Origin of the sequence: Streptococcus infantis (genome assembly GCF_047465185.1) — a bacterium.
GTDB lineage: Bacteria > Bacillota > Bacilli > Lactobacillales > Streptococcaceae > Streptococcus > Streptococcus infantis_O.
The window spans coordinates 1-16093 of the sequence record NZ_JASHAJ010000005.1 but is presented as its reverse complement, the minus strand read 5'-3'; the positions used below and the strand labels follow the sequence as shown (position 1 = coordinate 16093).

Genomic DNA, 16093 nt, shown 5'->3' with positions numbered 1-16093 from the left:
AAATCCTTCCCATATCGGGGAGGATTTTTTTGTTTTTATCATCACTAAGCATCTAAATTGACATTGTCAGAAAAGGTTGTATAATAGTTGTAACAAAAAAAGTTACAACAAAGAGAGGTTTTCTATGGTTTACGAATATAATAGTCATATTTATTTGGCTGAAGTGGCTTTAAATGTAAAGGATTTAGAAAGTCAGACAGCCTTTTATCATCAGTTGCTCGGCTTGGAGATATTGAGTCAGTCGGAAGGAGAGGCGGTTTTGGGTGCTGGAGACAAAGCTCTTGTTAAACTGATCAAGACAGATGATACGAGGAATCCCAAACAGACTTACGGACTTTATCACATGGCTCTCCTTTTACCGAGTCGAGAGGACTTAGCCAATGTTTTTAAACACTTGTTAGACCTAAAGATTCCACTAGTAGGTGGAGCTGATCATGGCTATAGTGAAGCTATCTATCTAGAAGATTTAGAGGGCAATGGCATTGAACTCTACAGAGATAAGCCTGTGACCGAGTGGGATATTCGAGAGGACGGGCGAATTATTGGGGTGACAGAAGAGCTGTCTGCCCAAGACATCTATGAACTAGGCAAAGAACTGGATCCTTTTGTCATTGCAAGTGGCACTCGCATGGGCCATGTTCATCTATCTGTTAAGAAAAGTCGAGAAGCGAGCTCTTTCTATCAAGAGTCTCTAGGTCTTGAGGATAAATTCACGATTCCACATGCCAGTTGGATAGCATCAGGGGATTATCATCATCATTTGGCCGTCAATGAATGGGGTGGTAAAAACTTAGCTCCTCGTGAGCATGGAATGACAGGTCTTGCCTACTATGCGGTTGAAGTTGAGAACAAGGAGGAATTATTAAAAGTATTTGCTCAATCTCAAACTAGCAAGGCCATAACTCAGTGGCTTTCGTCTGCAGAGTTTAGTGTGACCGACAAAGATGGCATTGTTACGCGAGTTAGAGTAGGGAATTAAACAAGAGCAGTTCAGACTACCTTATCAGTAGGTTGAACAGTTCTTTTTTATTCTGGTTTTTCGATAATGAAAAATGGAGGTTATGACATTGATAGTGTTGTAAAAGATTCAAAAAGGGATAGAAGGAATAGAAGGATTATGATACAATTATCTTATTATTAGGAGGATTATAACTGTGGAAAAAGTATTAGGAAATATTTTTGAAAAACGAAAGCAATTTTTATCGTATGGTCTCGGCGCATACTTAATAGTTATTTTACTGAATTTATTGCACTATGCTCCGCGAGATCTTTTTCTAAGTCTAAATTCGGGACCTGTTTTTGACAAAATCCTAGTCTTTCTTATAGCAGCTGTATTTATCGGGGTAGTGGAAATAAAGTCATCCCTCAATATTCGTAGGATTAATATTCTTATTTCATGCCTAGCTTTATTCTTTGCTGTCTATAAAAGTATTTCATTTTTCCTGGCGCTAGGTTTACTACTTTTGGCTGTGGTTCTCTTTGTGTTTTTTAAGTTCAAAGGTGAAACCTTATCTTTTTTATATTTGTTTACGGTAGTAGGGACACTCCCCCGGTTGTTAACCCTGGTTGATTCTAATTTTAATGATACGGCGCTTGGTTTTCATGCCGTTGATTTAACGACTACAAGATTTTATATATTAATTTGGCCAGTCGTTTTAGCAGTGATTTTTTCTGCTGTACTTATTTTGCTTTTTGTACAGTTACCAGTAAAGGAGTTTTTAGAAAAGCATAAAAAAATAGTATGGTGGGCAGTCTTGTCTCTTAGCATTATTTATGTTTTGTATCTCTGTGCTGTTGTCTACTATAAAGTCAAGACAATTGAAGTAACTACCTTTGACATTGGTATTTTTTCTCAAATGTTTGAGCGTATGAATACAGATTGGACTCCGATTACAACATTGGAGAGAGACAGAGTGCTTTCCCATTTTGCGGTACACGTTTCTCCAATCTTTTATCTAATGCTTCCCTTTTATAAATTATTCCCATATGTAGAGACGTTAGACATTTTACAGGTTTTAGTTGCTTTTTCTGCAATTATTCCTCTGAAACTACTGCTTCCTAAATTCAAACTTTCTAAACTAACAAATATATTGACGGTAGCATGGTTTGTTTTATTCCCAGTTATTACAACTTCAGGAGGGACTCATCTCCATGAGAATTGTTTCCTAACTGCTTTGATTTTCTGGTTATTCTATTTCATTGTTTCCGAGCAAAAACTGGGTATTATAGGTTCGACTTTGCTGCTTTTGTTAGTAAAGGAAGATGCCTTTATCTATGTTATTAGCATTGGCGCCTACTTCCTTTTACAAAAACGTTTCACCTTATCGAAAACAACAAAAGTACGGATACTGTTAGCAGATATCGTTTTACCAATTGTTTATTTCATGTTTGCGATGTATCTCTTGAGTGCTTATGGTGAAGGAGGTATGGTCTCTCGTTTCGATACCTACCTACAGAATGGTGAGAGTGGATTGCTCATGGTCTTGAAAAATCTCTTGACCCATCCAGAATATGTGATCAGTACAATTTTCACCGCGAAAAGATTAGGCTATTTGTTCTTAATGCTTGCTCCACTTTGTTTCCTACCTCTTGTTCAACGTAGTTGGGAAAATTATTTATTGGCTCTACCACTTGTTGTCATTAATTTGTTGCCTAACTGGATTTATCAATATGATATTGGCGCTCAGTATAGCTATGGAAGTGGAGCTTTACTATTTCTAATGGCTCTACTATCTTTGGAAGAACTTCAAATCCAGAAGATTTTACAAGAAAAATTAATTGTTCTTACAGTTACGATAGGTATCGTTGTATCTGGAATACTCTTACACCAGTTGACGCATAAATGGAATTTTAATATTGGCTATTATCATCAGAATAAACAAAATTTTGAAAATATACAATACACACTAGAAAGTCTGCCGTCTGAATCTTCAGTTGTCGCTGAACATCCATACACACCAATTCTTAGAAAACATCAAAAATTATATGACATTTTCTATCACAACGGTCAGAAAGTGGACTCATCTATTGATTTTGTGGTGATTCCAAGAAAGAGTAAGGATACGAGTGAACTCTATGTCGAGCTGGTCAAACAATATGAACAGCTTGGCTACAAGGAAAGCAGTTATTCTTCGGATGAAATTTTTATCTTAGAAAAACCACAGTAAGGTTGATGTATGAAAATCACCTTTTCTGAAAACAAGCCACAACTATACTAAAGCAAGAAAAATCCTTCAAAGGACTTGAAAAATTAGAGAAAATCGGGTATAATATTAGTAATCATTTGTCGTAGGTTTTGTCTGAAATATTGTCCGGACAAGGCTCACAGCAGTTAAATCTCCTGAAAAAAGTCAGATTTAACTGCTCTTTTTGTGCTTTTTTTCGGTATTTTTTGCATCTGTAACAGAGATTTAAAGATTCTGAAAAATTAGTCAAGGGGGATAAGTTGATAGGGGTTTTAGAACCATTAAACGATATTTATTAGCTTAGGCGACTAAGCTTGGAACTTTATTTACAAAGGAGAATCATCTTGGCAGGACATGACGTTCAATACGGGAAACATCGTACCCGTCGTAGTTTTTCAAGAATCAAAGAAGTTCTTGACTTACCAAATTTGATTGAAATTCAAACTGATTCATTTAAAGATTTCCTAGACCATGGTCTGAAGGAAGTGTTTGAAGATGTATTGCCAATTTCAAACTTCACAGAAACAATGGAGTTGGAATTTGTTGGCTACGAAATCAAAGAACCTAAATATACGCTTGAAGAAGCTCGCATCCATGATGCAAGTTATTCAGCACCAATCTTTGTAACATTCCGCTTGATTAACAAAGAAACTGGCGAAATCAAAACTCAAGAAGTCTTCTTTGGAGATTTCCCAATCATGACTGAGATGGGTACTTTCATCATAAATGGTGGTGAACGTATTATCGTATCACAGTTGGTGCGTTCTCCAGGTGTTTACTTTAATGATAAAGTAGACAAAAACGGTAAAGTGGGCTACGGTTCAACTGTAATCCCTAACCGTGGAGCTTGGTTGGAACTTGAAAGTGACTCAAAAGACATCGCCTACACTCGTATCGACCGTACACGTAAAATTCCATTTACGACTTTGGTTCGTGCTCTTGGTTTCTCAGGCGATGACGAAATCTTTGATATCTTTGGTGACAGCGAGTTGGTTCGCAACACTGTTGAAAAAGATATCCATAAAAACCCAATGGACTCTCGTACAGACGAAGCTTTGAAAGAAATTTATGAGCGTCTTCGTCCAGGTGAACCAAAAACTGCTGAGAGTTCACGTACCTTACTTGTGGCTCGTTTCTTCGACCCACGTCGTTATGACTTGGCAGCTGTTGGACGCTACAAGATTAACAAGAAATTAAATATTAAAACTCGTTTGCTCAACCAAACAATAGCTGAACCATTGGTGGACCCTGAAACTGGTGAAATCTTGGTTGAAAAAGGTACTGTTATGACTCGCGATGTCATCGAAAGCATCGAAAGTCACTTGGATGGCGATTTGAATAAGATTGTCTACACTCCAAATGACTCAGCTGTTTTGACAGAACCAGTTGTTCTTCAAAAATTCAAGGTTGTGGCACCAACTGATCCAGACCGTGTTGTAACAATTATCGGTAACGCAAATCCAGATGATAAGGTTCGCACTATCACTCCGGCAGATATCCTTGCTGAGATGAGCTACTTCCTAAACTTGGCTGAAGGCATCGGTCGTATCGATGATATCGACCACCTCGGAAACCGTCGTATTCGTGCTGTTGGTGAATTGCTTGCCAACCAAGTACGTCTTGGACTTTCACGTATGGAACGTAATGTTCGTGAACGTATGTCTGTTCAAGATAACGAAGTATTGACACCTCAACAAATCATTAACATCCGTCCAGTGACTGCAGCGATCAAAGAATTCTTTGGTTCTTCACAATTGTCACAGTTCATGGACCAACACAACCCGCTTTCTGAGTTGTCTCACAAACGTCGTTTGTCTGCCTTAGGGCCTGGTGGTTTGACACGTGACCGCGCTGGATATGAAGTGCGTGACGTGCACTACACTCACTATGGTCGTATGTGTCCAATCGAAACACCTGAAGGACCAAACATCGGTTTGATCAACAACTTGTCTTCTTACGGACACCTCAACAAGTATGGTTTCATTCAAACACCATACCGTAAGGTTGACCGTGCAACTGGAAAAGTTACCAACGAAATTGTTTGGTTGACTGCCGATGAAGAAGATGAATACACAGTAGCTCAGGCTAACTCTAAATTGAACGCAGATGGAACTTTTGCTGAAAAAGTTGTCATGGGACGTCACCAAGGGGTTAACCAAGAATATCCAGCATCAAGCGTTGACTACATGGACGTTTCTCCTAAGCAGGTAGTTGCCGTTGCGACAGCATGTATTCCTTTCTTGGAAAACGATGACTCCAACCGTGCCCTCATGGGTGCCAACATGCAACGTCAGGCTGTTCCGTTGATCGATCCTAAAGCGCCTTTCGTTGGTACTGGTATGGAATACCAAGCAGCCCATGACTCAGGAGCTGCAGTTATTGCACAACATGGTGGTAAGGTTACCTATGCAGATGCGGACAAAGTAGAAGTTCGCCGTGAAGATGGTTCCCTTGATGTTTACCACATCCAAAAATTCCGTCGTTCAAACTCAGGTACTGCTTATAACCAACGTACCCTTGTTCGAGTTGGCGATGTCATCGAGAAAGGTGACTTTATCGCTGATGGACCTTCTATGGAAAAAGGTGAAATGGCGCTTGGACAAAACCCAATCGTTGCCTACATGACATGGGAAGGTTACAACTTCGAGGATGCTGTTATCATGAGCGAACGCTTGGTGAAAGACGATGTTTACACATCAGTCCACCTTGAAGAATACGAATCAGAAACTCGCGATACAAAGCTTGGACCTGAAGAAATCACTCGTGAAATTCCAAACGTTGGTGAAGATGCCCTTAAAGACCTCGACGAAATGGGTATCATCCGTATCGGTGCTGAGGTTAAAGAAGGGGATATCCTTGTAGGTAAAGTAACACCTAAGGGTGAAAAAGACCTTTCTGCTGAAGAACGTCTCTTGCACGCTATCTTCGGTGACAAATCTCGCGAAGTTCGTGATACTTCCCTTCGTGTACCACACGGTGCCGATGGTGTCGTTCGTGATGTTAAAATCTTTACACGTGCAAATGGTGATGAATTGCAATCTGGTGTCAACATGCTGGTTCGCGTATACATCGCACAAAAACGTAAGATTAAGGTCGGAGATAAGATGGCCGGACGTCACGGAAACAAAGGGGTTGTCTCTCGTATCGTTCCTGTAGAAGACATGCCTTACCTTCCGGATGGAACTCCAGTCGATATCATGTTGAACCCACTTGGGGTGCCATCACGTATGAATATCGGTCAGGTTATGGAACTTCACCTTGGTATGGCGGCTCGTACTCTTGGCATTCACATCGCAACACCAGTCTTTGACGGAGCAAGTTCTGAAGATCTTTGGGACACTGTCAAAGAAGCAGGTATGGACAGCGATGCTAAGACGATCCTATACGATGGACGTACTGGTGAACCATTTGATAACCGTGTGTCAGTTGGGGTCATGTACATGATCAAACTTCACCACATGGTTGATGATAAATTGCACGCTCGTTCAGTCGGACCATACTCAACCGTTACACAACAACCACTCGGAGGTAAAGCTCAGTTTGGTGGACAACGTTTCGGTGAGATGGAGGTTTGGGCGCTTGAAGCCTATGGTGCGTCAAATGTTCTTCAAGAAATCTTGACGTACAAGTCTGACGATATCAACGGACGTTTGAAAGCTTATGAAGCTATTACAAAAGGAAAACCAATTCCAAAACCAGGTGTTCCAGAATCATTCCGAGTTCTTGTAAAAGAATTGCAATCTCTTGGTCTTGACATGCGTGTCCTTGACGAAGACGATCAAGAAGTGGAACTTCGTGACCTTGATGAAGGAATGGACGAAGATGTCATCCACGTAGATGACCTTGAAAAAGCCCGCGAAAGAGCAGCTCAAGAGGCTAAAGCAGCCTTTGAAGCAGAAGAAAATGCAAAAGCGGAAACAACAGAAGAAGCTGCTGAACAAGAATAAGCAGTTCACTTATAATAGAAAGGGAAGAAATAGTGGTTGATGTAAATCGTTTTAAAAGTATGCAAATCACACTAGCTTCTCCAAGCAAAGTCCGTTCATGGTCTTATGGAGAAGTCAAAAAACCTGAAACAATCAATTACCGTACGTTGAAACCAGAACGTGAAGGACTCTTTGACGAAGTGATCTTTGGTCCTACAAAAGACTGGGAATGTGCTTGTGGTAAATACAAACGCATTCGTTACAGAGGGATTGTTTGTGACCGTTGTGGTGTTGAAGTAACGCGTACAAAAGTTCGTCGTGAACGTATGGGACACATCGAGTTAAAAGCTCCTGTATCTCATATCTGGTATTTCAAGGGGATTCCAAGCCGTATGGGCTTGACCCTTGACATGAGTCCTCGTGCCCTCGAGGAAGTTATCTACTTTGCAGCTTATGTGGTGATTGATCCAAAAGATACACCACTTGAGCACAAGTCTATCATGACAGAGCGTGAATACCGTGAACGCTTGCGTGAGTTTGGTCATGGTTCATTCGTTGCCAAAATGGGTGCCGAAGCGATCCAAGACCTCTTGAAACAAGTAGATCTTGAAAAAGAAATTGCTGAACTCAAAGAAGAGTTGAAAACAGCTACTGGACAAAAACGTGTGAAAGCTATCCGTCGTTTGGATGTTTTGGATGCTTTCCACAAGTCTGGAAACAAGCCTGAATGGATGGTTCTTAACATCCTTCCAGTTATTCCACCAGATCTTCGTCCAATGTTGCAGTTGGATGGTGGCCGTTTTGCCTCATCTGACTTGAACGACCTTTACCGTCGTGTTATCAACCGTAACAATCGTTTGGCTCGTTTGCTTGAGTTGAACGCGCCAGGTATCATCGTTCAAAATGAGAAGCGTATGCTTCAAGAAGCGGTTGACGCTTTGATTGACAATGGCCGTCGTGGCCGTCCAATTACAGGACCAGGTAGCCGTCCACTTAAATCATTGAGCCACATGCTCAAAGGGAAACAAGGACGCTTCCGTCAAAACTTGCTCGGTAAACGTGTTGACTTCTCAGGACGTTCTGTTATTGCCGTTGGTCCAACTCTTAAGATGTACCAATGTGGTGTGCCACGTGAAATGGCAATCGAGCTCTTTAAACCATTCGTTATGCGTGAAATCGTAGCGCGCGATATCGTGCAAAACGTTAAAGCGGCTAAACGCTTGGTAGAACGTGGAGATGAACGTATCTGGGATATCCTCGAAGAAGTTATCAAAGAACACCCAGTACTTTTGAACCGCGCACCTACTCTTCACCGTTTGGGTATCCAAGCCTTTGAACCTGTCTTGATTGACGGTAAAGCCCTTCGCTTGCATCCGCTTGTCTGTGAAGCCTACAATGCCGACTTTGACGGTGACCAAATGGCCATCCACGTACCGCTTTCAGAAGAAGCCCAAGCAGAAGCTCGTATCTTGATGCTTGCTGCTGAGCATATCTTGAACCCTAAAGATGGGAAACCAGTTGTTACTCCATCTCAGGACATGGTTTTAGGTAACTACTACTTGACTATGGAAGAAGCTGGTCGTGAAGGCGAAGGTATGGTCTTCAAGGACCGTGATGAAGCTGTCATGGCTTACCGTAATGGTTATGTTCACCTCCACTCACGTGTTGGTATCGCAACAGATAGCTTGAACAAACCATGGACAGAAGAGCAAAAACACAAAATCTTGCTTACAACTGTAGGTAAGATCCTCTTCAACGATATCATGCCAGAAGGACTACCTTACTTGCAAGAGCCAACAAACGCTAACTTGACAGAAGGTGTTCCGGCTAAGTACTTCTTGCCATTAGGTGGAAATATCAAAGAAGCTATCGATGGACTTGAACTCAACCCTCCATTCAAGAAGAAAAACCTTGGAAATATCATCGCTGAAATCTTCAAACGTTTCCGTACGACAGAAACATCTGCCCTACTTGACCGTATGAAGAACCTCGGTTACCACCATTCAACTCTTGCAGGTTTGACAGTGGGTATTGCTGATATTCCAGTCGTTGAAGACAAGGCTGAAATCATCGAAGAATCACACAAACGTGTAGAACAAATCACAAAACAATTCCGTCGTGGTATGATCACAGACGATGAGCGCTACAATGCTGTTACAGCTGAATGGCGTGCGGCCCGTGAAAAACTCGAGAAACGTTTGGTTGCCAACCAAGATCCTAAGAACCCTATCGTTATGATGATGGACTCTGGAGCCCGTGGTAACATCTCAAACTTCTCACAGCTTGCCGGTATGCGTGGTCTGATGGCTGCTCCGAACGGACGTATCATGGAATTGCCAATCCTTTCAAACTTCCGCGAAGGTTTGTCAGTACTCGAAATGTTCTTCTCAACTCACGGTGCCCGTAAAGGTATGACCGATACGGCCCTTAAGACAGCCGACTCAGGTTACTTGACTCGTCGTTTGGTTGACGTTGCCCAAGACGTTATCATTCGTGAGGATGACTGTGGAACTGACCGTGGTCTCTTGATCCGTTCTATTACTGAAGGTAAAGAGATGATTGAGTCTCTAGAAGAACGTCTCAATGGTCGTTACACTAAGAAAACTGTTAAACATCCAGAAACTGGTGCAGTTATCATCGGTCCAAATGAATTGATCACAGAAGACAAGGCTCGTGAAATTGTTAATGCTGGTGTTGAAGAAGTGACTATCCGCTCTGTATTTACATGTAACACTCGTCATGGTGTCTGCCGTCACTGTTATGGTATCAACTTGGCGACTGGGGATGCGGTTGAAGTTGGTGAAGCAGTTGGTACAATCGCTGCCCAATCTATCGGGGAACCTGGTACACAGCTTACAATGCGTACCTTCCACACGGGTGGGGTTGCCTCAAATACCGATATCACTCAGGGTCTTCCTCGTGTCCAAGAAATCTTCGAAGCCCGCAATCCTAAAGGGGAAGCGGTCATCACAGAAGTCAAAGGGGAAGTTACAGCAATCGAAGAAGATGCTTCAACTCGTACCAAGAAAGTCTTCGTTAAAGGCGAAACTGGCGAAGGCGAATACGTGGTACCATTTACAGCCCGTATGCGTGTCCAAGTTGGAGATCAAATCTCTCGCGGTGCAGCTCTGACAGAAGGTTCTATCCAACCAAAACGTCTCCTTGCTGTACGTGATGTCTTGTCAGTTGAAACTTACCTCCTCGGTGAAGTACAAAAAGTATACCGTAGCCAAGGGGTAGAAATCGGTGACAAACACATCGAGGTAATGGTTCGTCAAATGATCCGCAAAGTTCGTGTCATGGATCCAGGGGATACAGACCTTCTTATGGGTACTCTCATGGACATCAACGACTTTACAGATGCCAACAAAGATGTTCTTATCGCAGGTGGTGTTCCAGCAACTGGTCGCCCAGTCCTTATGGGAATCACCAAAGCCTCACTTGAAACCAATAGTTTCTTGTCAGCTGCTTCCTTCCAGGAAACAACTCGTGTCCTTACAGATGCGGCTATCCGTGGTAAGAAAGACCATCTCCTTGGTCTCAAGGAAAATGTTATCATCGGTAAAATCATCCCAGCTGGTACAGGTATGGCTCGCTACCGTAACCTTGAACCACAAGCAGTCAACGAAGAATCTCTCCTTGCAGATTCACAAGAGGAAGAGCAAGTGGATGTCCAAGTAGAAACTGTGGAAACAAGTGAATAATCTTATTTAGTTAAAAGAGGGGCTTACCCCTCTTTTGGCATGTTTAGGCACTGAAAATTATATGTAATTTTTCTGAAAAAATGATAATTAATTGAAATTAAGTTAACTTAATTTCATCTCTCAAAATGATGAGCATAATGCTTTGATTTTAAGTATAATAGTGCTAAAATAAGACGTTGCATGTTTAGGGTTTTTGAAAAACAATGCATAAAATATAACAATACATACACTCGCTAAAGGGTATTGGAGGTAAAAATCATGAAAAATGATCTGTTTAACGACCGAATTAGTCGATTTTCGATTCGTAAACTTCATGTAGGAGTTTGCTCGGTCTTACTCGGAACGTTAGTGATGCTCGGAACGGCTACAGGTGTTGGAGCTGATGAAGTAACACAAGAAAAACAAGTTGATGGAGTTGCAACTACAACAGAAGCAGACAAAACAGAGGCTCCTGTAACTACAGAAGCAGCAGAAGCAGCACCTGCTAAAGAAGTAACTTATAAAGCAGAAGCAGCACCTGCAGTTTCTACTGAAGTAAAACCTGAGCTAAATAGCGACAAATTGGCAGCTTACGTTGCTGAAATTGAAGCAAACGTGGCAAATGGTAAATACAGCAACAAGACAGACGAGAGCGTTGAAGTTCTTAAGGTAGGTCTTGCCAATGCTAAAAATGCACTTACTTCTGCTACAAGCCAAGCTGAATTGGATGCAGCTTACCAATCACTTGTAACAATTGTCAATTCTAAGCTAAAAAACAAAGAAAAAGCTGTAGCCGAAGAAAAAGTAGCAACTACTGAAAAGACAGAAACTACAGGGAAACCTGCAGAAAACACAAAACCAGCTGAAGGTACAAACGCAATCGCGAATACAGGTAAAAACGACCCTCGTAATGGTAAAGAGATTGATAAAAATACAGCCTTCCGAGCTGATACAGCAACAGCTACTGGAATTGGTGCAGACGTTGTAGATGCAACTTCAACTCCAAAAGAAGCAAAACCAGGATTTACGACAAATATTAATGCTGCTGACCTAGCCAGCCAAATTTCATGGCTAGACTTTGGTGATGTAGCCAACTGGACAGGAACAACGACGACATCGAGTGGGAATCTTGCCCTTCAAGTTGGTGCTACCTATACTAAGGAAATTATGCCGGGTTATGTGGTTACCATCAAAGTAAAATCTTTGAAACCCTTCCAAGCGACTGAAATCTACAAAAAGCGTTTAGAAGACCGAGGAGCGACGGCTGCTGAAAAAGCAACCTATGATCCAAATGCAAAAAATGGTTATGTGAATGGAAATGGAAATCAGTCGTATACTCTGCCAGCATTTAATGCCGGTGAAGAAGCTAAAGTTATAGCAGATGCTCAAACCCGTTGGACAGAAATAAGAGGTGAAGGCATCAATACTGGGACTAAAAAAACAACCATCAGTTCCGAGTTTGACGGTGGGAATATCGGTGTTCAGTTTGAAGTTTCTGCAACCTTCCGTGGGAAAGTGGTCAAACCTGCCATTGTCATGGCAGATGGTGAGTCCGCTAACCCTGGTGAATTGGTTATGTTTACCACAAACGGTTCAGGTTGGCAACACATTGGTGAGTGGTATAAATATGGAAATAAATCTACTAAAACTTATATTCCACAAGATACAGACAATTTATTTGGTCCAAACCCTACCACTAAAATAGATGGCTTGAATTTCTATGCGGTGAACCTTAATCAACTTCGTAATAGTACTCAAGTCGGACCAGACAAAAAAGCAGTTGCTTGGAAATATTATGGAAGTGCCGATTTAACAACTGCAGGTCTCGGAACAGGAGTCTTCGGACCAAATATTTCTTCAAGTAGTGTTGCTGTTCCCCTTGTTATGACACGTGGGGCTTCTGAAGTTGGTTTATATATCGCTTCAGGTGGGAAACAGGCAGCTATGCTTGGTTTCTTCCCACTTGATGAAGGAGATGCTCCTGAATCATACGGCAAGGCAGTTCATTCAATTGCAACTGTTGATGGGATTACCGGTAAGAAAGTAAACCAACCTTATCTCGGCCACTTGAGTCCTGATATGGATGAAAACAATACTCTTGATTGGACGGGTGATGACAAGGCGACCACTGCGGATGAAGGCATCGACCAATTGCTTCCAGGTGATCTTAAAGGGAAAACCAATGAGCTGATCAAGATGGACCGGACCAAACCAGGGAATTATACGATTTCTGTTGAAGCACATACTGGAGGAGCTGCGCAGGCAAATATCTATGGTTGGGTTGACTTTAATCAAAATGGAACCTTCGATGAAGATGAACGGTCTGATTTAACAACCATTACCCAAGATGGAACGGCTACGTTAAGATTTACAAAGAGTAAAACCTATATTGATCCTAGTGTCAATGAATTGGGTGTTCGGATCCGTATCGCTAAGAATGCTAAAGAAATTGAAAGCCCAACCGGTATGGCCTTCTCAGGGGAAGTTGAGGACTTCAAGACTCAAATCACCCACCCACCAAAAGGAGAATTCAAAGAAACAAGTGGTCTTCAAGGGGCGAAGCAAACTGCAACTGTAGCCTTTACTGCTCGAGGTTTGCAAGGCTATAGCTTAACTGAATCAGCAAAAATTGATGAAACAGTAGCACCATACATTGTCGATGCAAATGGGAACAAGGCTACTTTGGATGCTGAAGGCTACTATGTCGTACCAGGTCAAGGTAAATATAAGATTACCGCAAATGGTAAAGACGTAGATGTGGAGTTCATCCCAGAAGATCACTTCCTTGGAACAGCTGATGGAATTTCAATCCGTCGTACAGATAGTAATGGCTACGATACTGGTTGGTCAACAAAATTCCCAGCTGATGAAGCCAACGTTGATACAGTATTAAACACAATGGATGGTCTTTACATCCCAACTGTTACACCAACGGAAATTGAAGGGGTAGATAAGACTTCAACAGATGTCCAAGGTGCGACTCAAACTGGTACACCAACCTTTAATACAACTACAACTAATGCTAATGGTGAAAAGATCTCTGTCACTCCAAGCTTGGAATACCCTGCTAAATTGGTGGACCCAGCAACTGGACAAGTCACCAACGCAACCTCTGTAACAGTAGCAGGCGAAGGGACATACTCAATCAATGATGCTACAGGAGAAGTTACCTTTGTTCCAGAACCAGGATTTACTGGTACTGCAAAAGGTATTACTGTATCATTGACTGCACCTGTCGGAAGAGATAAAGATGGAACAGTTCGTGATGAATACCTCAAGACTGCTACGGCTAAGTACACACCAACTGTAACTCCAATTACGATCACACCAACAGATAAAGTGTCTGAGGACGTCCAAAACGTTCCACAAACTCAAACTCCTACATTTGAGTTGAGCAACGACAAGACTGCGAAAATCACAAGCAAGAAATTGGTAGATCCAGCAACTGGTCAACCTACTGATGAAACTACTGTGACTGTTCCAGGAGAAGGAACTTACACTATTGATCCTACTACAGGAGCGGTAACATTTACGCCAGAAAAAGACTTTGTCGGAACAGCTAAAGGCGTTAAGGTTCAAGCAACTGCAACTATTACAAATGCTAAAGGTGAAACTTCAACAATCACTGCTGAAGCAAGCTACACACCAACTGTGAAATCAGCTGCGCCAACAGCAAAACCAGCTACATCTAAAGATATTCAAGGTGCAACTCAAACAGGAACACCAACCTTTGCAGGTTCAACTGTTACTGTAAACGGTGAAGAAAAAGCTATCACTATTAAAGATAATAGCTACACACTTTTGGATAAAGATGGTAATGAAGTTACAACTACAACAGCTTACGCTGAAGATGGAACAACACCAATCGGTACATTCACAATCGACCCAGCAACTGGTACTGTAACATTCACACCAACTGATAAGTCTTATACAGGTAAAGTAACGCCTGTTAAGGTTCAAGCTGAAAGCTCAAACGGAATCAAGGTTGATACAACTTACACACCTGAGATTGTTCCAGTAACACCAACTGCAACACCAGCTGAAACAACAGACATCCAAGGCGCAACTCAAAAAGGTAAGCCTGAATTCAAGGGTGGAACTGTTACAGTTGATGGAGTAGAAAAAACTGTTCCAATCAACGAAGATGACCCAGCAACATTTGAAGATGGTTCAACAACTAAGACAGTTGAAGGTGTTGGTACTTACACAGTAGCACCAGATGGAACAGTAACATTTGTTCCTGAAAAATCATTTGTTGGTACAGCTCCATCAGTTACAGTTGTTCGTGAAGATATGAACGGAACAAAAGCTTCTTCAACTTACACACCAACTGTAACTCCGGTAACACCAACAGCTGAAGATGCTACTTCAACTGATAAACAAGGTCAAACACAATCAGGTAAACCAACATTCACACCAGGTAACTCAAACGTACCAATGGATGATGATGTTCCAGCAACCTTCGAAGATGGTTCAACAACTAAGACTATCCCAGGAGAAGGAACTTACACAGTAGCACCAGACGGAACAGTAACCTTCGTACCAGAAAAATCATTCACAGGAACAGGAACAGGCGTGACTGTTAAACGTGTAGATAAGAATGGTACACCAGCAACCGCTAAGTACACACCAACCGTGACACCTGTAACACCAACAGCAACTCCAGCTGAATCTGTTGCACCTCAAGGTGTGGTTCAAACTGGTACTGTTACATTCACAGAAGGTGACCCAGTTGCACCAATCAACAAGGATACCATTACTCTTCTTGACGAAAATGGTCAACCAGCTGCATCAGTAGATGCTAAATCACCAGAAGGCAAGGTTATCGGTACCTTCACAGTTGATAAAGAAACAGGTGTTGTAACATTTACACCAACTGACAAGTCATACTCAGGTGATGTTGTTCCAGTTAAGGTTCAAGCTAAAGACGCTAACGGTACTGCTGTAGAAACAACATACACACCTAAGATTACTCCAGTAGTTCCAACTGCAGAACCAGCAACATCAACAGATATCCAAGGTAAGACACAAACAGGTAAACCTAAGTTTACAGAAGGTGATCCAAGTGTACCAATGGATGACGATGTTCCAGCAACATTCGAAGATGGTTCAACAACTAAGACTATCCCAGGAGAAGGAACATACACAGTAGCACCAGACGGAACAGTTACATTCGTACCAGAAAAATCATTCACAGGAACAGGAACAGGCGTGACTGTTAAACGTGTAGATAAGAATGGTACACCAGCAACCGCTAAGTACACACCAACCGTGACACCTGTAACACCAACAGCAACTC

At 41.9% G+C, this 16093-nt stretch carries 5 protein-coding genes; all 5 read left to right on the top strand.

The features are described from left to right. The first annotated feature begins 124 nt into the window (after positions 1-124). Positions 125-979 (top strand): VOC family protein, encoded by an 855-nt coding sequence (locus QM382_RS08570; RefSeq protein ID WP_414273037.1) that lies wholly within the window; start codon positions 125-127, stop codon positions 977-979. 175 nt (positions 980-1154) lie between these two features. Further along, positions 1155-3167: a DUF2079 domain-containing protein gene (locus QM382_RS08565; RefSeq protein ID WP_414273038.1), complete on the top strand. Its 2013-nt coding sequence runs from the start codon at positions 1155-1157 to the stop codon at positions 3165-3167. 362 nt (positions 3168-3529) lie between these two features. Next, entirely contained in the window at positions 3530-7132 is a 3603-nt protein-coding gene (locus QM382_RS08560) for a DNA-directed RNA polymerase subunit beta (RefSeq protein ID WP_195184051.1), read from the top strand. Between the two features lie 32 nt (positions 7133-7164). After that, positions 7165-10815, top strand: coding sequence for a DNA-directed RNA polymerase subunit beta' (gene rpoC / locus QM382_RS08555; protein ID WP_414273039.1), 3651 nt, complete (start codon positions 7165-7167; stop codon positions 10813-10815). Between the two features lie 258 nt (positions 10816-11073). Next, positions 11074-16093: CshA/CshB family fibrillar adhesin-related protein (locus tag QM382_RS08550; protein WP_414280779.1), on the top strand; the 5020-nt coding region annotated here is incomplete at its 3' end.

What these genes read in the sequence shown, in the direction of transcription:
- QM382_RS08570 (WP_414273037.1), top strand. Translation starts at nt 125, where the DNA reads ATGGTTTACGAATATAATAGTCATATTTATTTGGCTGAAGTGGCTTTA.